The sequence below is a fragment of the Dolichospermum sp. UHCC 0315A genome, assembly GCF_008121535.1.
Lineage (GTDB): Bacteria > Cyanobacteriota > Cyanobacteriia > Cyanobacteriales > Nostocaceae > Dolichospermum > Dolichospermum lemmermannii.
Genome location: NZ_CP043056.1, coordinates 1,741,581 through 1,766,660, shown reverse-complemented (window position 1 = coordinate 1,766,660; position 25,080 = coordinate 1,741,581). Strand labels below are relative to the sequence as shown.

General features: G+C 37.6%; 24 protein-coding genes. 17 read left to right on the top strand and 7 right to left on the bottom strand.

Going from position 1 to position 25,080, the window contains the following annotated elements; translation table 11 throughout:
- Positions 1 to 18 precede the first annotated feature (18 nt).
- The 3 genes from BMF77_RS08420 to BMF77_RS08410 all read left to right on the top strand — a co-directional run bounded on the left by BMF77_RS08420 (position 19) and on the right by BMF77_RS08410 (position 3,958).
- A complete protein-coding gene (locus BMF77_RS08420; RefSeq protein ID WP_148762076.1) occupies positions 19 to 1,851 on the top strand; it encodes an ABC transporter ATP-binding protein in 1,833 nt (610 codons plus the stop codon).
- Between the two features lie 353 nt (positions 1,852 to 2,204).
- Positions 2,205 to 2,759, top strand: a complete 555-nt coding sequence (locus tag BMF77_RS08415; RefSeq protein ID WP_148762074.1) for a DUF4433 domain-containing protein — start codon at positions 2,205 to 2,207, stop codon at positions 2,757 to 2,759.
- A gap of 8 nt (positions 2,760 to 2,767) precedes the next feature.
- Positions 2,768 to 3,958 carry a macro domain-containing protein gene (locus tag BMF77_RS08410; RefSeq protein WP_148762072.1) on the top strand — a complete coding sequence of 397 codons (1,191 nt, stop codon included), beginning with the start codon at positions 2,768 to 2,770 and terminating at the stop codon, positions 3,956 to 3,958.
- Between the two features lie 136 nt (positions 3,959 to 4,094).
- Here the strand turns inward: BMF77_RS08410 and BMF77_RS08405 are convergent, their stop codons facing one another.
- Positions 4,095 to 4,874: a sulfite exporter TauE/SafE family protein gene (locus tag BMF77_RS08405; RefSeq protein WP_148762070.1), complete on the bottom strand. Its 780-nt coding sequence runs from the start codon at positions 4,872 to 4,874 to the stop codon at positions 4,095 to 4,097.
- Positions 4,875 to 5,131: 257 nt separating this feature from the next.
- On the opposite strand from BMF77_RS08405, the gene BMF77_RS08400 reads away from it, so the two are divergent.
- From BMF77_RS08400 to BMF77_RS08385, 5 genes are all read left to right on the top strand, one after another.
- Positions 5,132 to 5,803, top strand: a complete 672-nt coding sequence (locus tag BMF77_RS08400) for a glutathione S-transferase family protein (protein WP_148762068.1) — start codon at positions 5,132 to 5,134, stop codon at positions 5,801 to 5,803.
- A gap of 92 nt (positions 5,804 to 5,895) precedes the next feature.
- On the top strand, positions 5,896 to 6,855 hold the full coding sequence (locus BMF77_RS08395; RefSeq protein ID WP_148762065.1) for a sulfurtransferase: 960 nt from the start codon (positions 5,896 to 5,898) through the stop codon (positions 6,853 to 6,855).
- A gap of 70 nt (positions 6,856 to 6,925) precedes the next feature.
- Positions 6,926 to 7,081, top strand: a complete 156-nt coding sequence (locus BMF77_RS26600) for a hypothetical protein (protein ID WP_168204415.1) — start codon at positions 6,926 to 6,928, stop codon at positions 7,079 to 7,081.
- An 11-nt stretch (positions 7,082 to 7,092) separates the two neighbouring features.
- A complete protein-coding gene (locus BMF77_RS08390; RefSeq protein ID WP_148762063.1) occupies positions 7,093 to 8,079 on the top strand; it encodes a formylglycine-generating enzyme family protein in 987 nt (328 codons plus the stop codon).
- A 54-nt stretch (positions 8,080 to 8,133) separates the two neighbouring features.
- On the top strand, positions 8,134 to 10,473 hold the full coding sequence (locus BMF77_RS08385; RefSeq protein WP_148762061.1) for an arylsulfatase: 2,340 nt from the start codon (positions 8,134 to 8,136) through the stop codon (positions 10,471 to 10,473).
- A 61-nt stretch (positions 10,474 to 10,534) separates the two neighbouring features.
- Here the strand turns inward: BMF77_RS08385 and BMF77_RS08380 are convergent, their stop codons facing one another.
- The gene (locus tag BMF77_RS08380; RefSeq protein WP_148762059.1) at positions 10,535 to 10,885 is read right to left on the bottom strand and encodes a hypothetical protein; all 351 of its coding nucleotides are present in this window, start codon (positions 10,883 to 10,885) and stop codon (positions 10,535 to 10,537) included.
- A 458-nt stretch (positions 10,886 to 11,343) separates the two neighbouring features.
- Between BMF77_RS08380 and BMF77_RS08375 the strand changes: the two genes are divergently transcribed.
- The 4 genes from BMF77_RS08375 to BMF77_RS28945 all read left to right on the top strand — a co-directional run bounded on the left by BMF77_RS08375 (position 11,344) and on the right by BMF77_RS28945 (position 15,040).
- Entirely contained in the window at positions 11,344 to 12,489 is a 1,146-nt protein-coding gene (locus tag BMF77_RS08375; protein ID WP_148762057.1) for a hypothetical protein, read from the top strand.
- A 186-nt stretch (positions 12,490 to 12,675) separates the two neighbouring features.
- Positions 12,676 to 13,461: an endonuclease gene (locus tag BMF77_RS08370; RefSeq protein WP_148762055.1), complete on the top strand. Its 786-nt coding sequence runs from the start codon at positions 12,676 to 12,678 to the stop codon at positions 13,459 to 13,461.
- An 88-nt stretch (positions 13,462 to 13,549) separates the two neighbouring features.
- Positions 13,550 to 14,680, top strand: a complete 1,131-nt coding sequence (locus BMF77_RS08365; protein WP_210422316.1) for a hypothetical protein — start codon at positions 13,550 to 13,552, stop codon at positions 14,678 to 14,680.
- Positions 14,681 to 14,728: 48 nt separating this feature from the next.
- Positions 14,729 to 15,040: an HU family DNA-binding protein gene (locus BMF77_RS28945; RefSeq protein ID WP_148762053.1), complete on the top strand. Its 312-nt coding sequence runs from the start codon at positions 14,729 to 14,731 to the stop codon at positions 15,038 to 15,040.
- A 42-nt stretch (positions 15,041 to 15,082) separates the two neighbouring features.
- Here the strand turns inward: BMF77_RS28945 and BMF77_RS08355 are convergent, their stop codons facing one another.
- Both BMF77_RS08355 and BMF77_RS08350 read right to left on the bottom strand, forming a co-directional pair.
- Positions 15,083 to 16,030 (bottom strand): IS1634 family transposase, encoded by a 948-nt coding sequence (locus BMF77_RS08355; RefSeq protein WP_246863094.1) that lies wholly within the window; start codon positions 16,028 to 16,030, stop codon positions 15,083 to 15,085.
- Between the two features lie 350 nt (positions 16,031 to 16,380).
- The gene (locus tag BMF77_RS08350) at positions 16,381 to 16,755 is read right to left on the bottom strand and encodes a hypothetical protein (RefSeq protein WP_148762051.1); all 375 of its coding nucleotides are present in this window, start codon (positions 16,753 to 16,755) and stop codon (positions 16,381 to 16,383) included.
- 634 nt (positions 16,756 to 17,389) lie between these two features.
- On the opposite strand from BMF77_RS08350, the gene BMF77_RS08345 reads away from it, so the two are divergent.
- The 5 genes from BMF77_RS08345 to BMF77_RS08325 all read left to right on the top strand — a co-directional run bounded on the left by BMF77_RS08345 (position 17,390) and on the right by BMF77_RS08325 (position 22,367).
- On the top strand, positions 17,390 to 18,607 hold the full coding sequence (locus tag BMF77_RS08345) for a type IV pilus twitching motility protein PilT (RefSeq protein WP_148762049.1): 1,218 nt from the start codon (positions 17,390 to 17,392) through the stop codon (positions 18,605 to 18,607).
- A 21-nt stretch (positions 18,608 to 18,628) separates the two neighbouring features.
- On the top strand, positions 18,629 to 19,399 hold the full coding sequence (locus BMF77_RS08340) for a circadian clock KaiB family protein (protein WP_148762047.1): 771 nt from the start codon (positions 18,629 to 18,631) through the stop codon (positions 19,397 to 19,399).
- Positions 19,400 to 19,403: 4 nt separating this feature from the next.
- Entirely contained in the window at positions 19,404 to 19,595 is a 192-nt protein-coding gene (locus BMF77_RS28940) for a glycoside hydrolase family protein (RefSeq protein ID WP_148766864.1), read from the top strand.
- Between the two features lie 136 nt (positions 19,596 to 19,731).
- Positions 19,732 to 20,484 (top strand): MBL fold metallo-hydrolase, encoded by a 753-nt coding sequence (locus tag BMF77_RS08330; RefSeq protein WP_148766862.1) that lies wholly within the window; start codon positions 19,732 to 19,734, stop codon positions 20,482 to 20,484.
- Positions 20,485 to 21,053: 569 nt separating this feature from the next.
- Complete coding sequence (locus BMF77_RS08325; protein ID WP_148762045.1) at positions 21,054 to 22,367, top strand: ABC transporter substrate-binding protein; 1,314 nt, start codon at positions 21,054 to 21,056, stop codon at positions 22,365 to 22,367.
- 88 nt (positions 22,368 to 22,455) lie between these two features.
- Here the strand turns inward: BMF77_RS08325 and BMF77_RS08320 are convergent, their stop codons facing one another.
- From BMF77_RS08320 to BMF77_RS08310, 3 genes are all read right to left on the bottom strand, one after another.
- Positions 22,456 to 23,760, bottom strand: coding sequence for an addiction module component (locus BMF77_RS08320; RefSeq protein ID WP_233467158.1), 1,305 nt, complete (start codon positions 23,758 to 23,760; stop codon positions 22,456 to 22,458).
- Between the two features lie 3 nt (positions 23,761 to 23,763).
- Positions 23,764 to 24,288: a YqeG family HAD IIIA-type phosphatase gene (locus BMF77_RS08315; RefSeq protein ID WP_015080826.1), complete on the bottom strand. Its 525-nt coding sequence runs from the start codon at positions 24,286 to 24,288 to the stop codon at positions 23,764 to 23,766.
- A 197-nt stretch (positions 24,289 to 24,485) separates the two neighbouring features.
- Positions 24,486 to 25,058, bottom strand: coding sequence for a DUF3727 domain-containing protein (locus tag BMF77_RS08310; RefSeq protein ID WP_015080827.1), 573 nt, complete (start codon positions 25,056 to 25,058; stop codon positions 24,486 to 24,488).
- Positions 25,059 to 25,080: the final 22 nt, after the last annotated feature.

Sequence of the window (25,080 nt, the reverse complement as noted above, 5' to 3'; positions counted from 1 at the left end):
TTTTTTACAGCAGATAAAATGATGAAAAAAATCAAACTTTCTAAATCTTTTCAACGCGCTCCCAATGCGCCAGAATTACCAGATACTCCTTTTCAATTTATTTGTTATTTCGTTAATCAGTTCCGCTGGTGGTATGTGTTAATGGTGTCTCTGGAGATCATACACGCCACCTGTGGGATTATGTTACCCTATGCAATTGGTGAGATGATCCGCAGTGTGACACGCTCCACAGGAGACAGCAAACTCATTTTTGATAGCTTGAAGCAACCCCTGATCCTGTTCACGTCCTTGAGTATAGGTGAGGTAGTATTTGGACGTTTTGCTGGACTGTTACAGACAATCCTCCATCCCGTCCACAGACAGCATATTGTTCGGTCTTTATATGCCTATTTACAACAACATTCCCATCGCTATCTTAGCAGTAGTTTTGCTGGAGCATTAGCGCATCGCATTGCAGAAACTTCTTTGGGTGTCACCCAAACCATGCAAATGATGATTACTGAATTTATGCCAGTAATTATCGTCTATATCGTTTCTACGGCATTACTCTATCGTGCCTATCCTTCTCTAGCTGCATTTGTGGGAATTTGGGCAGTTTTGTTCATCAGTATTTCCTTCTGGTTAGCGACTCGTTGCCGAATTTATGCCCGCAAAGCCGCCGCAGCTAGAAGTGAAACCACTGGGATTATTGTAGATTCGGTGACAAATCTCACCAGTAGCCGACTATTTGCCCGTTTGGGTTTTGAACGCCGCTATTTGAACGATCAATTAAAGCTCGAACTTAAAGAGGTGAGAAAGTCTAACTGGTATTCTGAACGAATTCGCTGGTTTCAGTTTATCTCAGCAGCAGTTCTGAAAATCGGTACTTTGTATTATTCACTTTCTCTCTGGAGTCAAGGAAAAATTGCTGCGGCTGACTTCGTTGTTGCAACCAGTTTATCACTTTTAATCATTAGTGAAGCCCGCAATTTAAGCAAACGGTTTTTAGAATTTTTTGAACATATTGGTAATGTAGCTAATGGTGTGAATACTATCATTCAACCCCATGAAATCATAGATCGGGACAATGCGATAAATCACGCCATCACTAAAGGTAGTATTGAGTTTCGGCAGGTGCATTTTGGCTACTCATCAGAGAAAACTGTATTCACTAATCTCTCTGTCACCATTCAACCAGGAGAGCGCGTCGGATTGGTGGGTTTTTCTGGTTCTGGAAAATCTAGTTTTGTCAATCTGATTTTGCGTTTATTTGACCCCCAATCGGGACAAATATTGATTGATGGGGTGGATGTCAAAGATATGACTCAGGAAGCCCTACATTCGCAAATTAGTTTGATTCCTCAAGACCCTTCTCTATTCCACCGCACCTTGTTGGAAAATATTCTTTATGGACGTTTAGAAGCTTCAGAAGCAGAACTGATAGAAGCAGCACGGAAAGCTTATGCTGATGATTTTATTGCCCAAATGAGGGAGGGTTATGATTCTCTGGTGGGGGAACGTGGTGTTAAACTTTCTGGGGGACAAAGACAACGAATTGCGATTGCTCGCGTTATCCTCAAAAATGCACCTATCTTAATCTTAGATGAAGCAACTTCTAGCCTTGATTCCATTACCGAAAAAGCGATTCAAGATACTCTAGACACAGCAATGAATGGAAAAACGGTAATTGTGGTGGCACATCGTTTATCTACTATCGCGCATTTAGACAGGATTTTGGTGTTCGATCAAGGTCGCATTATTGAAGATGGTACTCACTCTAAACTATTGGCTAAGGGTGGAGCTTATCACAGATTATGGCAAATGCAAGCTGGTGGATTTCTGCCACAGGAAGAAGCCTTGATTAATAAATAACTAAGGGCTTTCAGCAGATTGATTTGGAGACTCAGTAATTAAATTACTATCGTGAGTTTCCAAATACTCTCTACTTATAGTACCATAAATTTATTACTCTTATTGTATAAAAACAATGAGTTCAGTATAATTGTGTAACCTTAAACTATAGATAGAAAAACATGAATAGCAATTTCCCGTATCAATATCTTGAAAAATATAATATCAAGTACCTTTATCACATGACCGCTATTAGCAATCTACCTTCCATACTAAGTAGGTCGGCGTTAAAAAATCAATCTATGTAACGAAATATAAATTAACGAATACCTTATAAATAGGGTGTTTCACGGTTTTTACAAAACTAAACATATATCGATTTTATTGGGCCGACTTACTTACAACATGGATTATTATCACATAATGAGGCTCATAGATTAGGTCTGGTAACAGATATATCTGATCCAACTGTGCAGTACCTGAGAAGTAATCGTATAATTGATAACATGAAATTACATGATTATGTACCTTTTTATTTTTCTCCAAGAAATCCCATGCTTTATGTGAGAAGAGAAATACAAAACCAAATAGTTTTTCTTGGTGTAGATCCTTGTTTACTTTTTGAGTCAACAACAATATTTTCTGATGGTAATGCTGCTGCTCTTGACACTAAATTTTATCGAGGTGTATCTTTATTAGATAATCTACCTTGGGATATAATTAATGCAGGGTATTGGAATGATATTCCTGATGGTAAAAGAATAAAATGTGCTGAAATTCTGGTATATCCTAAAATTTATATTAACAAGATTTTGAAGATATTTTGTTGTTTACCAAGTCAAGTCGAACAAGTTAGAGCTATTATTGACTCACTTTCAATAGATGTTAATATTGTAGTGGAGATAAATCGAAATCTATATTTTTTCTAAGGATATGTATGTTAAAATACACTGACACTACCGTGTTTAATGTTGGCGCACAAACTATAGTAAATACAGTCAATTGCGTAGGTGTTATGGGAGCAGGATTAGCACTAGAATGTCAATTGCGTTTTCCAGAAATGTTCCAAGATTATGTAGAAAGATGCAAAAGCAAGTCTGTCAAAATTGGTAAGCCATATTTATATCGGTCTTATGGTAGTCCTTGGATAATGAATTTTCCCACAAAAAATCATTGGAAATATCCTTCAAAAATTGAATGGATAGAACAAGGTTTAGATTATTTTGCCAAAAATTATGAACGAGGATGTATTCAGTCAATTGCTTTTCCAAAACTGGGTTGCGATAAAGGAGGATTGAATTGGAGAGATGTTCAAACCATAATGGAAAATTATCTTCAAAACCTTAACATAGATATATATATATGTCTTGATCGTGAATCAGAAGCAACTGGAATTGAAGGTGTGATGACCGAACTATTGAATAATAAACAAAATACTTTATGGGCTTATAAATTAGGTATAAAAAATGATATATCAAGAAAAATATCAGAATCTTTACCAATAAAAAGATTTAGAGATTTAAGTAAAATTGAAGGAGTTGGTAAGCAAACCTACAGAGACATATTTAAATTTTTATATTCAGTTGCAGTTCAAGAAGATTCTATCTCCAGTCAAGACCATGAGATAGCAAATGTGAGTCATCTAATATTTCCTATTAATGCTCCAGGAGAAGTAACAGAAATAGGTAATATTGCACTCACCCAAACAGAAGATAAAAATACCACTAATGAACCTATCATTATTAAATCTAACAGTATTTATAAATTAGATACAAAACGGCGTAATTATCTAATATACCAACTCAAAAATTCAGTAGGTTTAGATTTTAATGAATTACAGAAACTCAAATGGTGTGATTTCATAACTAATGAAGTTAGTGGACAAATAGCTGTATTTGGTAAGGCTATTTCATCATCAATATGGCAAGAAATACAATTAATGAAGAATAATTCACATTTAGACTCTCATGTATTTTATAATAGTAATAATGGAAGTAAATTATCAGTTGATACTATAAAAAAAATTATTCGTGATGCTACGAAAAAGACTGAAGATGTTAACAAGTTAAATTCTCAAGCATTACAAAAGCTTCCAGAGAAGCAACTAGAGTTAAATTTATCTTACTGATAAATTGGGTGGGGATATCATCTTACAGCATTTTTCGATGTTATGAGGTACACTCATGGTAGGCAAGATGACTACCCTAAAATGGTTTTACTATTCAGATATGTACTTCATTTACCTGCAAGCTGCTATATAAGTTTTAGCCCCGAATAAAAAAGTAAGTAGTCATACTAAAACCAACAACAATTACAAATATCCGCACAAAGCGAGGGTCTAATCTCCGAGCATAATGAGCGCACAAATAACCACCAAGAGAACCACCCACAGCCATTAAAATAGCTTGATGCCAAGCAATTAAACCAGCAAACATAAAAGGAAAAATAGCGATACCGTTAATACAACTACCAAGAAAAGACTTAAAAGCATTCATAGTGTGAATATTTTTAATACCTAAAAAGCTTAAAGTTGCTAACATTAAAATTCCTAAACCTGCACCAAAGAAACCACCATAGATAGATATTGCTAATTGAGCAATAACGAGAATTAATAAAGGTGGAGATTGAGATTCTGATGATTTCTTGCTTTGAAATTGTAACCACATTTTCAAGGGTTCGCTAAATGTAAATATCAGCGTGGCTGAAAGTAACAGATAAGGAAGTAGCTGTTTAAACACATCCGCTGATGTATATAACAAAATAATAGAACCAATTCCCCCACCAATTAAACTGGTAATACATAGTATCAAAAGCTGTCGTCGCGGAATATGTAAATTGTGACGATATGCTCCTGCACTGGCCATAGCTGCAATCCATAAAGCAGTATTATTTGTAGCATTGGCAATAATTGGCGATACACCAGTAAATATCAAAGTGGGAAATGTAATAAAACTACCACCTCCCGCTACAGCATTAAGTGACCCGGCAATGAACGCGGTACTGAAGAGAAGCAAGCTATGGACAAGTGTTAAATTGTTGGGCATTTTGGCTCTACGTTTGGAGAAGAATGTTTGCTAAAAGACTTGTTTTTTAGTAAAAACTATGAAATACTTCTAATATAATACGCTAATCCGACCAATAAACCGTAGTTAATTTAAAACCCTGGTAGTTTGCCAGTTAAAAAATTTAAATCGTAGGAGTGAAATTGATTCACTTCTATCTTTGGCTGTCATTCAACTTGCGATTTTTGCAATTAACCAAAAATTCAAACAAATCCTAATCAAGGAAAGGAAAGTATTTTATGAGTAACATTCAACTTTATTACACTAAAGGTTCTACTTTCTCCCAAAGAACTCGTGTGGTTTTACTGGAAAAAGGAATTGATTTTACACCCATTGAAATTGATTTACAGCACAAACCAGAAGGTTTTACCGATATTTCTCGTTACGGTAAAGTTCCTGCACTTAAGCACGGAGATGTAGAACTATACGAGTCTACAATTATCAATGAATATTTAGAAGAAGTATTCCCGGAACCCGCTTTTTTACCTCATGATCCTGCTAAAAAAGCAGTTGCTAGGATTTGGATTGACTACGCTAATACTCGTTTAGCTCCAGCCTTCGGTAAATTGCTGCGTGGTAAAGATACACAAGAACAAGAACAGGGACGGAGAGAGTTTTTAGAGTCTCTTTTGTATATTGAAGAAGAAGGATTAGGTAAACTTTCTAGTAATGGTGCTTACTGGTTGGGGGAAAATTTAAGTTTAGTTGATATTAGCTTCTATCCTTGGTTTGAAAGATTACCAGTTTTGGAGAAATTCCGTAATTTTACACTGCCAACAGAAACACCTAAATTGCAGCAATGGTGGGAAAATCTGCGTCAACGGGAATCCATTCAACAAGTTGCTAATCCTACAGAATTTTATGTAGAGAGATTTGCTAAAATTCTCGGTTTAACAGTCCCAACGGCGTAAAATGCAGTTTTTGAAATTACTTTAATATTAGTGCTAATTAAGGTAATTTCACCAATAATTAATGGTTTGATTAAATACAAAGAATGGTAAAAATGATGTTTAAAAGTTTCTCTTTCAAAAGTTTAAAAAAACCTAAGTTATTTGCTTTGGTGACAATGTTTTTTGCCTTTGTAGTAAGTATCCCCTTATTACCTTTACCAGTATTATCAGCTGATTCTCGCGCTAACATTCAGTTTGTTTCATCAAATTGGGTAGCTGAAAACGCCAAAGATCCCAACCTCAGAATTTTAGATGTACGTAATTTTCCTCTCGACTATATAGAAGGACATCTTCCCAATGCTGTAAACATTGCTGATATGGCTTTTAGAGGTCCAAAAGAAGGATTACCAGTACAATATTGGGACAATCAAAAACTAGGCGAAATATTTGCCAACTCAGGAGTAAGAAACAATAGTCGTGTACTCGTATATTCAGATGGTAGAGATGTTTTAGGTGCGACAATGGTTGCTTATTTACTAGAACGTTCTGGATTGAAAGATATTGCCGTATTAGATGGTGGTTATACTGGTTATAAAACTGATCAAGTTGTCACAAAAGAATTTCCTAAATACTCAGTCAGTAAATTCACAGTTCGGGATAACCCTTCAGTGCGTGTGAGTTTAAATGATGTGAGAAAATTTATTGGTAAGCCAGGAATTACTTTTATTGATCCTAGACCAGAAAAATTGTTCCGGGGTGAAGAAAATATTTGGATACGCAATGGACATATTCCTGGTGCGCGGAATATTCCTTGGGTAACATTTACAGATGCTAAAAATCCTCACAAATTAAAGTCATTAGATGAGATTAAGAAAATTCTGGCAGATAAAAAGATTACTCCTGGAAACGACATTATTGTTTCTTGTAGTACAGGACGAGAAGCTACATTACAATATGTGGTTTTAAAACATTTGCTTAATTATCCCAAAGTCAGAATTTATGAAGGTTCTTGGACAGAATATAGCACTCAAAAAGATTTACCAGTGGCTACAGGAGAGGAAAAACTAACTTAGAAGAACACAAGTTAAAAGTTTTTTCCAGTATGCTACGCGAACAAATTTTTGAAAAATAAATCCATGAGGTATGCAAGTAATTTTACTAATCACTGCTTCAATTTTCATCTTTAGTCCAGTATATGTATTTGCTGCTAATAATCTTGATCAAGATAACTTGATCAGTTGTAGAAGTAGTAAAGATGAACCTCCCAGTGATTCTACAAGCGATCGCTCAGGAGCTTAATACAACGAAAAATGCGGTTTTTAATATTGCTACTAATTCAAGTAGTTGTACTCATATCACTATTCACCAATCTACCAGCATTAGCCGCTACTGTTAATACTTGCTCTCCAGGAATGGTAATGATTTCTGGAGGTACATTCAAAATGGGAGCGGATAATTCTGGTTTTGAGGAAGAGCGAACAGGAGAAAACGTCACAGTTAGCTCCTTCTGCATTGACAAATATGAGGTAACAAACGCCCAATTTACTGAATTTGTCAATGCTACAAACTATGTAACAGTTGCAGAACGCCCGTTATCAAAAGAACAATTTCCCGACTTACCAGATGAGCAGAGATTACCAGGTTCTCTGGTATTTCAAATGCCAAAACAAGGCATTAAGCAAGTTCAACTTCTCAGTTGGTGGCATTGGACACCCGGTGCTAATTGGCAGCATCCTTTTGGGACTGATAGCAGCATTACAGAGAAAGAAAACTATCCAGTTGTGCATATTGCCTACGAAGATGCTCTAGCCTACGCCCAATGGGCAGAAAAATTACTACCAACAGAAGCACAGTGGGAATACGCCGCTCGTGGTGGATTAGACAGCGCAACTTATACCTGGGGTAATCAATATTCTGCCAAAAAAGCCAATACTTGGCAGGGAATCTTTCCCTTTTTTAATACCAAAGCCGATGGTTATGTAGGAACAGCAAAAGTAGGCTCTTTTCCAGCCAATGGTTATGGACTTTACGACATGACGGGCAACGTTTGGGAATGGACTTCCGACTGGTTTAGTTTAGGACATGACAACAAAGCCCACAGCGTCAACCCCACTGGACCAAATAAAAGTTTTGACCCCAAAAAACCAACAGAAACTGCCCTTCATGTCATCAAAGGAGGCTCTTACCTATGTGCGCCAAACTATTGTAGCAGCTACCGTCCAGCAGCACGAGAATCAGAATCTCCCGATACCGGAACAACTCATATCGGCTTTCGATTAGTAAAAAACCTGAATTAAAGAACACTCTCTTAATTCCTCTCTGTGCCTCCGCGTCTCTGCGTGAGAAAAAATATGTTAAATTTAATTTTGCGAGCGCTCACATTATCTCTTTCCATCATTTTCCTCATCACTACTAGCCCCGCACTAGCAGATACAGGAAAAGTATTACCGATTAATCCACCATCTTTCCAAGGTAAAATCGGTATAACTTATCAAGAATCAACACCGGATTTTCCCGCACCAATTAAAGCCCCTGAAAAAGCCCCCAATGTACTATTAGTATTATTGGATGATGTGGGTTTTGGTCAAGCAAGTACCTTTGGTGGTGCTATAGAAACTCCGAATTTGACTCATTTAGCTGAAAAAGGCTTACGTTACAACCAATTCCACACTACAGCCCTTTGTTCACCTACCAGAGCAGCTTTATTAACTGGACGCAATCATCATTCAGTGGGTACAGGTGTAGTTGCAGAGTTAGCATCTGGTTTTCCTGGTTACACAACTATTTTACCTAAGAGTGCAGCTACTGTAGCGGAAGTATTACAGCAAAACGGTTACAACACCGCAGCTTTTGGTAAATGGCACAATACACCAGATTATGAAACTAGTGCGGTTGGACCCTTTGACCGCTGGCCGACAGGGTTAGGATTTGAGTATTTTTACGGCTTTTTGGGTGGTGATACTAACCAATGGAGTCCGGCTTTAGTCGAAAATACCAAGCGGATTGCACCACCAACTAATAATCCTGATTACCATTTGACTCCAGATTTAGTAGATCATGCCATTAGCTGGATTCATTCTCAACAGTCTATAGCCCCCGATAAGCCTTTCTTTACCTATTTGGCTACCGGTGCTACCCATGCACCTCATCACGCTCCTAAAGTCTGGATAGACAAGTATCAAGGCAAGTTTAATCAAGGCTGGGATAAATTACGAGAAGAAACCTTTACCCGGCAAAAACAATTGGGTGTAATTCCTGCTAATGCCCAACTTACTCCCCGTCCGAAAGAATTACCAGCGTGGGATTCCTTATCTCCAGATGATCAAAAAATCTATGCCCATGAAATGGAAGTATTTGCGGGATTTTTAGCATATACAGACCATGAAGTAGGAAGATTAATTAATGCCATTGACCAAATCGGGGAATTAGACAATACCCTAGTTTTCTACATTGTTGGTGATAACGGTGCTAGTGCAGAAGGTGGTTTAGCAGGTAGCGTCAATGAATTAAAAGTTTTCAATAAAGTACCCGAAAGTCGAGAACAACTGTTAGCTTCTTTAAATGATTTAGGTAGTCCCAAAACCTTTAATCATTATCATGCAGCTTGGGCTTGGGCTGGTACAACTCCCTTCCAATGGACAAAGCAAATAGCTTCTCATTTTGGTGGCACTCGTAACCCCTTAATTATTGCATGGGGCGATCGCATTAAAGATCAAGGCGGACTTCGCAGCCAATTCCATCATGTCATTGATATTACGCCAACTATTTTTGAAGCTGCGGGAATTACTGCACCTACAAAAGTTAATGGAGTGAAACAACAGAAGATTGAAGGTACTAGCCTAGTTTACACATTTGATGATCCTGAAGCTGCTTCTGAGCGTAAAACTCAGTATTTTGAGATGTTCGGAAACCGGGCTATTTATAATAATGGATGGGTAGCTGCGGCTCGTCATCCTCGATTACCTTGGCAAGGTACAATTAATGCTGACTTTGAGAAAGATCATTGGGAACTATACAACATTGAGGAAGATTTCAGCGAAGCAAATAACCTAGCATCTGAAAATCCAGAAAAACTGGAAAAACTGCAAAAGTTATTTTTATCAGAAGCGCGTAAACACAAAGTTTTACCATTAGATGATCGCCTTTCTGAACGTTTTGATGTCCAAAGTCGTCCTTCCCCAGCCGCAGGACACACAACTTTTACTTATTATTCTGGTGCAGTTAGTATTCCCGAAGGTAGCGCCCCAAGTCTGAAAAATAAATCTTTTAGCATTACGGCTGATGTGGAAATTCCAGAAAGTGGTGCAGAAGGTGTTCTATTAACCCAAGGAGGACGTTTTGCTGGTTGGGGATTTTTCCTCGAAGATAGTAAACCAACTTACGTTTACAACTTTGCTAATTCAGAACGCTACATTATTCAATCTTCTGAAAAATTAGCTCCAGGTAAATCAACAATCAAATTTAATTTTGATTATGACGGTGGTGGAGTTGGTGCTGGTGGAAATGGGAAGTTATTCATTAATGATCAACAGGTGGCTGAGGGTCGAATTGAAAAAACTTTACCCTACCGTTTGGCTTTAAATGAAACTTTTGATGTCGGTCGAGATACAGGTACTCCGATTGTGGAAACTTATCAAGTACCGTTTGCGTTCACAGGTAATTTACAGAAAGTTACTTTGAATTTGAAGTAATTGTTTTCTCTCGCAGAGGCGCAGAGAGCAAGACAGAGTATATTTTAAAAATCATACTCAATTATTTTCTTCTCTCTGTGTCCTCTGTGCCTCTGTGGTTCGTTTTAACAAAGTAGGAGGGAAAATGATGTATATAAGAGCCAAATAATAATTGACAATCTTTCATGTATTTTTGAGTATCTAGCAGGTGGCAATGCCAAACGCGATCTATAAGTTGGCTAGGAACAAAATAATTGGTATTAGGATAGAGCCAGAACAACATCAAAAAACATATATATTGAGCGATCGCCCAATCAGCCTGTTCATCAGTCAAACCGCACCCAGATTCAGGCTTCATGAGCCGATATTTTACAGAACCAAATTCTAGCTGACTAGGACTTTGATGAATAAATTGTAATAACTTTTTGTTCACAGTGACACCTGTTATAACTACATTTCTGAATCAGAAGAGCGTATTGGCATTATTGCTACTGCTCTGAGTGATTCCTAGAGTTCTATCAACAGGTTTATCGTCCGTTATGCAAATTTAGGTAGTGATCCGAAAGTAGTGAAAGAGATAAAAGCTATGCCAATCGCATATTATAGTCTTATGTAACAATACCTGACAGGATGACAAAAATAGTTAAGATACCCATAGAATAAGGCGCATAGCTCTCTCACTCTGTTGATAATACTTCCGCTTATTAGGAAATAATCTTAATAATGATCTAACGGAAAGCCAATAAAATCGTGACGATATCAATAGGGTTTCAGGACTTTGGTGAAGGCATTGTTAACTAACATTATTTAATTATCGGTAAATTCCACTGTTATAGTGTTAATAATTTTCAGCATTATGTTATAATACATAAATAGTTATTCTATAAAACTATGACACCAGAAGAATTATTAAATCAAATATCAGACGGCATTTGGATTAATAAAGGTGGGTTGAAAGTTCCCGATGATGTCGTTCAGGCTTTGCAACAAAAAGAGGATTGGTTTGATGGATTAAACCCTATTGTTTATTCAAAAGACAATCTTCCTGATATAAAAGGAATTTTAAATTTTTTCTCCGAACAGGAATTAGATCAAGAGGTTGGTTTCGCTGCAACTGAGATTTTGCAATCTTGTTATGGTGTGAATAAAGTAGTTAATTCAAAAGTTCACGATAATCCCCAAGCATCAGGAGAGAATAAATTAGATTTACTTGCTGGTCAAGCTACTAAACCGGACGATTACACAGCAGCAGTAGAAGTAAATAATTTATTTATGAATTGGGGAAATATTGTCAAAAGTAATTATACAAATAACAGTGATGATATTTTTCTAAGAATCAAAAGCATCGAAGAGACTAATAAAAATTGGTTTCAAGATAAAGTTGATGATTTGAAGGCACAAGTATTAGCTGCTTATGACAATTTAATGTCCCAATTTGATGAACAAGAAGATCCTGTACCCCAAGAAGTCAGGAATCATTTTATTGCAGTTAGAGAAAAAACTGAACAGAACTTTTCTGAAGCCATAACTGACTTTCCACAAGACAACGACAATTTAGTAAATGTATTTCTAGGATTATTTAACAAACTCAAAGAAGAATTGAATAATATACTTCAGCAAATTAAAGAAACGATATTTGGTAAGGATGAATCTAAAGCAGCCAAGGCAGAGGCCAGACAAGAAAATAAAGGCAAACTAGATATAATCAAATTCCTAAAAAGTAAAGCCATTCGTCCTACTATGGTAGGTATAAGAAGGCTATTTACACAGGGTAAAAAGTTGGTTGAATTCAAAGACCAAGCTAACTATGCTCAAGATAATCTAAAATCACAGTTTAGAAGTGTTGTGAGTAATTATGGTGCAATCACACCAGTACCAACACCAACTAATTTAGATGTTGTCAATGTGCTTGGTAAAATAGCCGAAAGTTTACTATCAACATTTATATTAAAAGGCATTTCATTACCAAGAGCATTTTTTGATGCTATTAAAAATACTGTAGTTTCTTTTTTTGTGTTGGGGAAGTTCCAACTATAGAAAAAGATCCAACGTCATTTAATCCATATAAGTTAACTAAATTGTAAGATTAATTTATTAAAGTTACATAATTTGAATAAAATAGTGTACAATATGAATAATAAATGCGCCTTGAAAGAGTGCGGTAACACTCAATCAAGACGGCTACTCCGTTAGTTGTTTGCCCAACATGGGAGCAAGATTATTATGGCACAAATAGCACAATATGAGCAACTGAGTTTACTTGACTATACTCAATACAGTCAAAACTACAGTGAAATCAATCGGGAAAACTGCGGATACCGCGAATTTGTAAAAAAGTTTGGTCATCAGCGTCGGAAATATCCTCAAAGTGACTTACTGTTAATAGAATCCATCAAAACAGAAATGGACTTAATTCAAGGTCATTTACTTGGTGATGGAAGTATTTTTATAACAGGAAAAGACTGTAATCGAGACGCTACTTTTAACTTTGCTACCAAACATGAAGAGTACGGTCAATGGCTTGTACAAAGTACAGAGTCATTTGCTGCTTGCAAGTTAAGGGTATATGACATTTATGATTATGATAAAAGAACACAGAAATCATATCACCGTGTCTCATTTAGAACTCCATCTAACAAGCTTTTTACAGAGTTAAGAGCTAAATGGTATCCAGAAGGAAAAAAGATTGTCCCGCAAAATTTAGTTTTGACAAAAGATTTAATTTTGAGATGGTACATGGATGATGGAAATTGGCATGAGAAGGGAATTTACTTTAACACTCAAGGATTTGACCCCAAAAGTACGGAGTTTTTACGTTCTCAACTTTCACAATTCTTAGGACTGAAAGTAACAATTCAAAAGCACAGTGGCGATCTTTACAGACTTTTTATTCCCGTAAGAGGAACTGGGTCTGGAGTTAGCAGCACTAACAATAACATAAAAAGGTTCTTGGAAGTGATCGGAGAATCTCCTATTAGTTGCTTTAGTCACAAATGGGGAAGAATTTAGTAGGATAGCCAAGTCATAAAGGAACAAATTTACTTTCTTCCTTTATGATTTCTGGTGATTTTGTACAGCCACGAAGAAATTTCCCAAAATGGCATTACAGGGGAATCTTCAACAAATAGCCCTTAACTCCATGAATGACATGACTGGGATTGTGGCCAGTTTATTGGCTAGAGCAAAAGCTGCCAATGCGGAGGATAAAGTTTTATTAATTCCTGCCGGTGGTGAACAAAAAGAAAACGAGGAAATGACCGTTATTGATTTTCTATCTCAACAAGTACAAATTGCTGTTGATAGTTTAAAGTCTGCATATCCCAATAATAAAAATGGATTGGATGCGGTTAAGAGATTCTTAGACGAAATAGAAGCTGAAGCCCCCTGGTTAAAGGATTTTAAAGATGATGATTGCTACGCAAAAAGACCTTGTGCAGTTAATCAAGATTCACAAGATACAATTTCTAGACTGGTAAAATTAGTTAATGGCTATTGGGGAGAACCTAAATTTTTTGATGGTGATTTGAGAGCTTACGAAAAAGTTCTTTTCAGTGATATTGAACCTTCTCAGGAACAATTGGATTATGCTCTTGCTCATCGTGCAGCTTACAGAGAAGCTATTGGTAGAGCTATCAAATGGAAAGTGCAAAACGATGGCAGTACAATAATGATTAGGCAGATTGCACAGGCAACTAAAAATAGTAAAGAGAAAATATTTGCAAAAACCAGTCCAGACGGAAAAACTTATGATCCACGTTCTTGGGCTGCGGCTTATTGGAGAATAGCACATCAAGCGGAAACTGGAGATGCCGGTTTAGCTTTTATGATATTTGGAGATGAGATTGTGACTGAACTTAAAAACATCCCAGAAAAAGAAACCCAAACATTAGTAGTTTATGGGGTAGATAAAATTGGTATTCCCCAAGTTCAGAAAAAATGGACGGGGCAAGAAATTCAAGTCAGGGGGATTATTGATGAGTACAATGGCAAAACTTATTTTAAGCTACAGGCTTATAATCAAAAAACTCTTGAGTGGATTAATTTAGGCAATATTTCTGATAAATATCAGCCTTATTTTTTGCCAGGACAATCAAAGAGAATGAAGATTTACTCAATTTCTACGAACGCACAAGGTAAGACAAAACGAGCCGCATTATTCAACAAAGATATGAGTCAAGAAGAAATTGATAAATGCTTAATTTTTGACCTTAGTGCCACAACTAAATAATAAGTTACAATCTGGTAAAGCTTAACAATTTACCCTAAGAATACGCCGATGAACGCTCAATTAATTGAATATATTCAAACATCAACTGGACTGCAAAAAAATACAGTTGAATCTGTTCTCAGTGCTTTTGTCAAATACATTCAAATAAGTCTAACTCAGAAATTTTCTGTCAACTTATTAAAGTTTGGGACTTTTTCAGTCCGATTTCTTGATGAAAGAGAAGGACGTAACCCTAAAACTGGTGAGAACATAACAATTTCTGCTAAGTGGAAACCTAGATCCCATATTCCGCACCCCAAAATGTTACAGAGGGAAATTACGGAGATGAAAATCAAAGGGAGCATCAAAACAAACAGATAAAGTGAAAAAAGGCATTTGAGAAACAGTAAATCACCAAAAATGTCATACTAGCCATCTCTGTTCTATTCCGGCATAATTTTCGGTTTTTGATGCTAATTTATATCCTGGTATTGCACTATCAATCAATTCTGATTCTGGTATTGTTGATATTAATGATTTTGCTGTTTTTATGCTTAATGGTACTCGACATAACCACTGTAAATCTGACATCATTTTCAGGTTTGATTCTGTATATAAGGCGCAGTCAGCTACTATGAGACTATTAACTTCTAATTGTTTGTGATATTCTACTGCTATTTTACCAAAACATGATGAGTCAGCTTGGTTTCCCGATGCTAGTTTTAAAAATATTGGGATGTCTCCATCTCCTGAACATATCATTTCTATGATAAACTGTTTTAAGTCTGGACGATGGTCACGAGAATAACCGTAGGTGATGGTTATTTCTTTTGGTGATTTTACTGCTAATTCTTCTAATTCTTGGTTATTTCCTACTTTTTGACTCTCAAATATTACGAATGGTAAGCTAGTGTTATACTGCCCATGCACGTGCATTGATGATGAGTCTAGATGTGATGTTGATAGTGATACTCCAAATTTTTGAGCAGCTTTTAAGGCTATGATAAAAAAGATTGTATCTAAGCCTTTTATAAACAGTTTATCCATGACTCTCCCCAATTTATCGTCGTTAAGATATTCTGGTTTTACTCCTGTTCCTATTAGATGCTCACAGGCGATTGTTTCAAAATATTGGGGAAACATATATAAGGGTTTCGACACAAATCCTAATCCGTTTATTATCATGGCTTTTACTACTTGACCTGCATTTACTTTTTCGTCTTTTTCGACTCCTATTAATTCATTTATTATTTCTACTATTCCGATTGAATCTATGATTCCTGCTACTATCCCTAGATGGTCTATGTTCTCAATTTCTATTTCTTGAGATTTTAATTTCACAACAGTTTCCTCTAATACTTCTGTTGTCATCAATTATTTCTTATTTGGTTATCAATTCATTTTTTTCTTTTGTTACCAAGTTTCACTTTATCACACCACGTCCCTTTTAATGCTACTTATTCTCATTAAGCATCTTAATTTTTGAATTGACTTTAGTTATTATGTACTACTTTAAGGGCTTTTTTGATCTGTGACAGTTTGGGGTGCGGAATGTGGGTTAAAAGAATGCAGAATTTAGAATTACGTTTTGCAACGGGGATTTTACCCCGACGCAAAACCCGCTGCTTGTAGAAGCAGGGGACTTTAACCCCCAAAGGTAAGTTAAAAAACCCGGATAAACCGGGCAGATGTACTTTTTGTCGGGTGTTAGCTAATGATAATTATTGGTTAATTTCACAAGTTAAAGGACAAGCTGCATAAACAGTGGTTTGGGCTTTTTCAGCTTTACCATGCAACCAACTTAACCATTTTATTTGCGTAGGATGAATACCTTTAGCTGTTAGCACTCCAGCAGCAATTAATACTGCCATAACATTAAACATTACTAAACCACCTGCCACAATTAACACGGCACTAGCCGGCATCACAGATTGTAAAACAATGGACAATAGACAGCCAACTGTAGCCATCAATACAACCAATGGAAAGCCGATGACTAACAAGCACACTGCCAATGTAAATGTCCAGATTAAAAAGCTTTTCATCATTAATAAGGAGTCGGTCTGAACTAGATTAGAGCTTTGAGCAGAAACCATGACTTTTCCTCCTAATACACAGCAAGTTTAAATTTCAGTTGTTTATCACTCGAAAGCGAATTAACTGATTTTGTTTCAGTGAAATTTAGTATATAAAACCTTAGCTCCAAAATGAGCATTTCTTTACTAAAGTTTACAGTTGATTTTTTCTACTTATGAATAAGAATTCACATATACCCACAGGTAGGGAAACGAGTTTTGGTCTATGCCTTGAGAAATATAGACTAAGGATAGATGAGAAGCAGATATTGATCCCCGCAATCTGATTACCCAGATGCTTAACATTTCTTATAAAAAACGATATTATTTCTCATAATTTATCAAAAAGTGATCAAAACAGATTGTAGATGATGGGTAATTCTTAATTTCTTTCACTTTGCCCCGCCTCTTTATCCTTAATTATCCTGTATTATTAGTTGCTAATATATTACGTAAATCCTATGAAAGACCAAGGATAATCAGTATGTGTTAAAAAATATGTATATTGGTGAATAACCCACTAAGAAGACTGCATAACAGAGGCAGGAGGAGTAGGAAGCAGGAAGCAGGGGACAGGGAACAGAAGGAAAATATTTTCCACTGACAACTAACAACTAACAACTGACAACTGACCAATTAACAAAAGTGAAGATATATGACAGAATCACAAACATTCAGAATGCCGCCACCCTTGCCAAAAGTAAAAATACAGCATCAGTCGGCAAATTTAGAAATGAACGCACCAGCACCGCCAATAATTACTACACCACCACCAATATTTCCTAATTTAAATGCGCCCACAGATGAACCTTTAGAACGGACATTGGTACAGCTTATCCAGGAAGCATTTGATGAGGGTTACTCTGATGTTCACTTGGGAGTGGGTGAAATACCCCGCTTCCGCAACCGGGGGGAAATTCTCACTACAGGTTATCCCGAAGCTGATAAACCGACTTTTATGGGATGGTTGCGGGAGATTCTCTCTGATTCTGAAATTCAAAGGTTTCAAGAACATTTAGAATTTGATGGTGCAACTCAGTACGATTTTGCCCGTGTGCGGATTAATGTGTTTGATTCCCTGCGCGGTTATGCCATGGTACTGCGGTTAATTCCTCTCAAAATTCTGTCTATGGAGCAATTGCGTTTACCACCAGTTTTTCGAGATATTTGTCATAGTCACAAAGGCTTGGTTTTAGTAACAGGTCCAACTGGTTCAGGTAAATCGACGACAATGGCAGCAATGGTTGATTATATTAATCGGGAGATGGCTAAACATATTATTACGATTGAGGATCCGGTAGAATTTGTCCACCAAAGTCGTAAGTCTTTAGTTAAACAGCGGGAAGTGGGAATGCACCCCCGCAAATTTGATAATGCTTTAAAAGCAGCTTTGCGGGAAGATCCAGATTTAATTCTGGTGGGGGAAATGCGGGATAAGGAAACGGTGAATACGGCACTGAAGGCGGCACAAACGGGTCACTTGGTGATGGGAACTCTGCACACGAATAGTGCGGTCAAAACTGTTGAACGGATTCTCAATTTGTATTCAGGTGAAGAACAGGAAGCTATGCGGATAGCGCTTGCAGAATCTTTAGTAGCTGTAATTGCTCAAGGTTTATGCCGCACTACAGATGGTAAACGGGCGGCTTTCCACGATATTCTCATTAATACTGAGGCTGTTAAGGAATGGGTGAAGGATGGCAAGTATGATGAGATTGCGGAGTTAATGAAACAAGCTGGTTTTGATGGCATGGTGACAATGAATCAGTCATTGCTCAATCTTTACCAAGAAGGCCGGATTACTGAGGAAACGGCGTTAGAAATGTCGCCAACTCCTAACGAAATGGCGCAATTCCTCCGAGGTCGTGTTTAATTAACAACTGACAACTGACCAATGACTAAGTTGAATTTAGACAAATTATCTAAACCCCAGTTGTTTAAGGGTATTGCTTTGTTTACGCCTGGAGGGGATTTAATTTATTGTATTGACCCTAGTAAACAAGGACGATGGCATTTACATTTATGTGCGGCTTTGCAGGAAATCCTCGACTTACCAGAGCCGCCACATTTTTTAGTTCCTTGTTATACTGCAACTATTGATCACTGGTTAAATCCTCGAACTCAACAAGTACAAATCTTTGCGGAGGCTTATCCAGCAGTAATGCGTCATCAAGCTGTGTTGAATGCGATTTTTGAGACGGGGGATTTGGTGTGGCAATCAGCACCTTGGCAAGATGGTTTGTGCGATCGCTTGGTATTATCAACTTATCGCTCTACATTTCCTCAACTTTGGCAAGATCATGATTTAATTGTGCGTTTGGATTTGGCTGATTCTCCCTCACAGTACCAGCAACCAGTCATTAATACACAACCAGTGCTACAAAAGATCCCAGGTCCCCCAGGCTTTGTTTTGCGCTTGTTTGTGGCTGGTCATAGTGCGACTACAGAAAAAATTTTACAAAACCTGCACGAATCATTAGAGCGATCGCTAGGATATCCTTATACTCTCAAAGTCATTGATGTCCTCACCAATCCAGAACAGGCAGAAATTGATCAAGTTTCTGCTACTCCTACTTTAGTTAAGGTTTGGCCTCATCCAATTCGGCGCATGGTTGGTAATTTACATAATGCGGACAAACTTCTACAAATGTTAGCGGGACAATAGACAACTGTCTTTCAATGTTGGAGTTGGAAATTTTCAAACATCAGACCTTCTTACGAAACTAAATGCTAAACAATACGATCAAGTCCCCGATGAGTTAAATCGCTGGATATATGGTAGCAATGGTATAGTATATCAAGGGTTAGTTAACAGACGTAAAGATGAAGGCAAGTTGTTTAGCAATGGTACTTATTCTTAGACAAAACTATCTCTTGAAGAGCTTAAATCATATAGATTTATCGCTCGTAAAACGTCAATGATTGTAGGGGTTTAGCAATGCTAAACCCCTACGTCTTGTGTATAATTAGATTATGGATATGGCGTTTTCTGTAATTATGAACCTTACTTGGTTAGATAGTAATAGTTGGTTGATTGAAATTGGTGAACAGCGGATACTAATTGACCCCTGGTTAATTGGTGATTTAACCTTTAATAACTTAGATTGGTTATTTAAAGGTTCTCGGACTCAAGATCGGTCAATACCAGATAATATAAACTTAATTTTGCTTTCTCAAGGATTAGAAGATCACGCACACCCACCCACCTTAAAACAGCTTAACAAAAATATCCCCGTTGTCGCTTCCCCCAATGCGGCTAAAGTTGTCAAACAACTGGGTTATCAACAAATCATCAGTCTCAATCATGGTGAAACCTTCACCTTAAATCATCAAATAGAAATCAAAGCTGTTCCCGGTTCTCCCATTGGACCAACCTTATTAGAAAACGGCTATCTGCTTAAAGATTTAGCAAATAATTCCACACTGTATTATGAACCTCATGGTTATCATTCCCCCCAACTCCAAGAAATAGCACCCATTGACGTAGTCATTACACCAATCATTGATTTGAGTTTACCCCTACTCGGTCCGATTATCAAAGGCATGAATAGCGCCCTAGAAGTAGCAAAATCGGTAAAACCTCGATTTATGCTCCCTACCGCAGCCGGAGGGGATATTTTGTTTGCAGGACTACTGGTAAAATTCCTGCAAGCTAAGGGAACTGTAGAAGAATTTCGCACATTACTGGAAAAAAACAATTTAACAACCCAGGTAATTGCTCCTCAATCTGGTGAAAAAGTTATGGTTTGATTGACACTCTCCGCGTCTTTAGACGCGGAGATTCTATAGAGAGTTTCAGTCTATATCCCTCAGTTATCCCAGTTTCAGGCAGGGTTCCTTAAATATTTGGGTTCTTGCCCTGATTTCGTTTGCCTTGGCGGGCGAAATCATATCTGACAAGCGTAACCTTCCGAGAGTTCTTCGGTAGCTTTTTATGTCTTTAGTGACAATTTAATTCTATCACGAATATGGATTAAAATTTAAAATTATTTCAAATTTTCAAATTAACGTCAATGCAGGATAAAGGAAAGCAACTAGTACATCACGGCGTAAATAAAGCAACCATATTCAATCGCCAAAAAGCCTACTGTATATTAGTTTTGACTTTTGACTTTTGACTTCCGCCCTGCGGTACTAGCCTTCATCCCTTGTCTAAAGCCCAAATGTGGCTGACTCAGTCAGCCACATTTTCAAGGGTTTTCGGCGTTCTTCCTTATAATTTAAAACCAATAATAGTGTGAGGATGTTATAATCTGCGATTTAAAGGCTTGATGTAAATATATCTACATCAAGTTTTCTAAATATCTGTGTGATTAACTATGGCAAAAATTCGTATTTCCCTAGCCTTGAGTCTAGCTACCCTAGCCAGTGGTTTCTTGTTAGCCGCTTGTGAAAATCCTAATCCTTCATCATCTACCGGAAATAGTACCACCTCCCCAACAGCTACCACTACAACCAGTGATACTAAAGGACTGAAAATCGGGAGTTTATTACCAACAACTGGTGACTTGGCTTCTATTGGACAACAAATGGTTGGTTCAGTTCCCTTACTGGTAGACACAGTTAACGCTTGTGGGGGTGTGAATGGTGAAAAAGTCAGTTTAGTACAAGTAGACGACCAAACAGACCCTAAAGCCGGTGCTGCGGGAATGACCAAATTAGCGACTTTAGATAAAGTCGGTGGTGTAGTCGGTTCTTTTGCTAGTAGCGTTTCCACTGCGGCGGTTTCTGTGGCTGTACCCAATAAAGTCATGCTGATTTCTCCTGGTAGCACCAGTCCTGTATTTACCGACAAAGCTAAAAAAGGCGACTTTAAGGGCTTTTGGGCGCGGACTGCTCCCCCAGATACCTACCAAGCATTGGCTTTAGCCCAACTTGCTAAGAAAAAAGGTTTTAAACGAGTTTCCACAGTAGTTATTAACAATGACTATGGTGTAGGTTTTGAAAAAGCATTTGTGGAAACTTTTGAAAAATTAGGGGGAACAGTAATTAATAAAGATAAACCTATTCGCTATGATCCCAAAGCTCAAACTTTTGATACAGAAGCAACTGCGGCTTTTGCTGGCAAACCAGATGCGGTTTTAGGGGTGTTATATGCGGAAACTGGGAGTTTATTCCTCAAAGCTGCTTATCAGCAAGGTGTCACTAAAGGCGTACAAATTTTACTTACAGACGGCGTAAAATCCCCTACTTTCCCTGATCAAGTAGGCAAAGCTAGTGATGGTAAGTATATTTTATCCGGGGCAATTGGGACAGTTCCTGGTTCTAGTGGTCCAGGTTTGGAAAACTTTAATAAACTTTGGAAAGAGAAAAAAGGCGGTTCTCCTGGAGAATACGCACCTCAAACCTGGGACGCTGCGGCTTTGTTGGTATTAGCCGCTCAAGCTGCGAAGGAAAATACAGGGGTTGCTATTGCTGGTAAAATTCGGGAAGTCTCTGCTGGTAAGGGTACACCAGTTAGTGATGTTTGTGAAGGATTGAAGCTACTTAAAGCAGGCAAACAGATTAATTATCAAGGCGCAAGCGGTGATGTAGATGTTGACGCTAATGGTGATGTCATTGGTACTTATGATGTCTGGACTGTGGGTGATGATGGTAAAATCAAGGTGATTGATAAAGTTAGCCCTAAGTAAGTAATTGAGATCCTCGAGATACACAAATAACGTAGTTTAACCTTGGTCAAACAGCGTTAATTGCTGATAATTCGCTCTCTGATTGACCTTACTCGTAAGGAGAGCTTTTAGGTTCTAGAGTCTGGGGCTTATCCTTGCCCGTTATCGCCTCAGGTTCCATTACTATGGAGTCCCGAAACTTCTGCGTCCGTTCTAGCAAGATTACTTTTACATCGGAATGTTTCATGTATCGAGTGATTTCAACATCACTCATTCTTGCTAGAATGTTGTCAGCAGCGTTAGTATCTGAGTGCATCACGACCCCATCATGTCCGGTAAACTTGTCACCATTTCTACTACCCGTTAAGGTAGCAAATCTGGAGTCAAGTTGTGACGTATATGCACAATTCACACTAACAACCGTGCAACCTACACGGGTTGAAACTTGTTTGAGAGCATCCGCAATTATCCCCTTGCACCATGAAGAAACATTTCTCTTCATGCGTTTTTTCAGGGGTTTTTTGCTTTTTATTGCTTCCGTCAAATCTTCAAAAGCTACCTTGATTGCATTTAACATCAAGTCATGGGTGGCTGTAAAAACGATTGTTTTAATCCTACCTTTAAAGGATGTTTCCCGATTATTCCACTTGATTTTACCAAGGTTATTCCGTTTAATCCTATCAGCTTTAGCACTGTTTCCCCCGGCGATAGATTTATTAAAAACTGACCTAATTTTGTTGCGTTTAACTTGTTTCGCTGTTCTATAATCAGTCTCTTCTGTTTGGATTTTACCGAAATTATTGCCTAAAAATCTAGCACCATCGTTAGAAGATGTGGCATACACTTCTGTGTAGCCTCTGTCACATCCAATTATTTTACCTTGAGTCTTTTTTTCAGCTTTTTCAATGTCAGTCGTGTAATGTATTTCCCATCTGCAATTACGCTTGATTAGCCTTAACTGACATTTTACTTCCGTCGGTAAAGTCGTTGGTAGCTTGAGGGTTTTACATGGAGTTAACCCTCCAAAACGCAACCACACCACGCCTTTGCTATCTAATTTAGTATCAAAAGCCCTAAGAATAATTTGGTTACAAACTTTTGTGTGACCTCGATACCAAAACTTTCTCATCAATGTGCAAAGTTTGGGGTGTTCCAACCATTCACGACTTTCTAATGTAAGTTGTAAAACCCCTTTTTTAGATGGGAATGATTGGAACGATTGACCCAAAGATTTCATCACCTTTTCGACACAAGCAGCCTGAACCAAGTGGATATCATCAATTACATCGTAGAGGGTTGAATCCCATAACTTAGCAGGTAATTGATACTTATCCTTAGATTTACGTAATTGTTTATCAATCTCGAATTTAGAAACACCCCAGACGTGCCGAGATTTTTTAATTTTCGCTGACAATTTTTAATTTTTAATTGTAATAGATGCGCCTAATATCTCAGATATCCAAACTTCAATATTGCGGATAGGATGGGAACGGAGGGCTGTAAAATCGGGATGGATGATTGGTTCGACTAAAATTGTAAACATTCCCAAGCGATTACCGGCTAAAACATCAGTAAACAAGCGATCGCCTACCATACCTACTTGATGTGCAGGTAAATTCATTTCTTGCAACGCCGCCCGAATTTTCCGCCGGGAGGGTTTGGCCGCACCCAAGTAATAAGGTAAATTTAGAGAACGGGCAATACCACCAATTCGCGCTTCACTTAAATTATTACTAACTAACCATAGTGCTGTACAAATCCGAATTTCTGCCACCCATGCTTGCAATTCTGGGAAAGTAGAACTCGTTGTCATGGGTACTAAAGTTTCATCCACATCTAATACTAGCCCTTTCAGCCCATATTGTTGGATGACACCTGGTGTCAGCGTTAATACTGAACCTGATAAAATCAAGTTAGGCTCTAATAGATGGTTGCGAGTCATAATTTTTTGTGAAGGCTAGGAGGTAGGGGCGCAGGGACTAAGCCCATTCAGGAGTCAGGAGTCAGAAAGAAAAATTTGAAGTTTAGATTTATTAAGCAAACTCTAACTAAATTTAGATTTTTGAATAAGGCAAAAGGTAAAAGGCAACAGTAATTAATTAAATTACCAATCACCAATTACCAATTACCAATTACCAATTAATCCAGCTCATTAAACAGATGTTCTTCTAAGAGGGGTTGAAATTTACGAAACTCTTCGGGGGAAAGTAATTCTGGTTCACCCGTTTTAGTCATTCTCGCAAAAAAGAGCAGGGGATCAAGGGGAGTATAAATTGCATACTCCTGTTCATCATGATAAAAAGTGGCAATTTCCATTAATTGCTCTGGTTCTAAACCGTTTTCTTCATCTTCAAGTTCTAAAGTAAAGAATTTTGATTCATCTTCAGGAGGCAACTCACCTGCTACAGTTAAGGCATAAGCAGTATTCTTGAGAATCAAGTTTTGCTCAGAAAGAACCGCTTGAGCAGTGCCGAAAATTTCGTCAATGATCTCATCATCTTCCACCAAGACGGCTTCTTCTTCGTCGCCATCAACTTGCCAAGCAAAAATTTCTATTGGTGCATCTATAGGCAGAAGGAGAACATATTTTTCCCCCTCTACATCGAGCGTATGCTCAATGTAACATTCTAGTGTCCGTTTTAGCTCATCTGTTAAAATCAGAGAACTTTCGGAATCGTGATCATTGTCTTCAGGAAGTGGAGATGAATACATAGCTGAATTATGTAACTGTAAC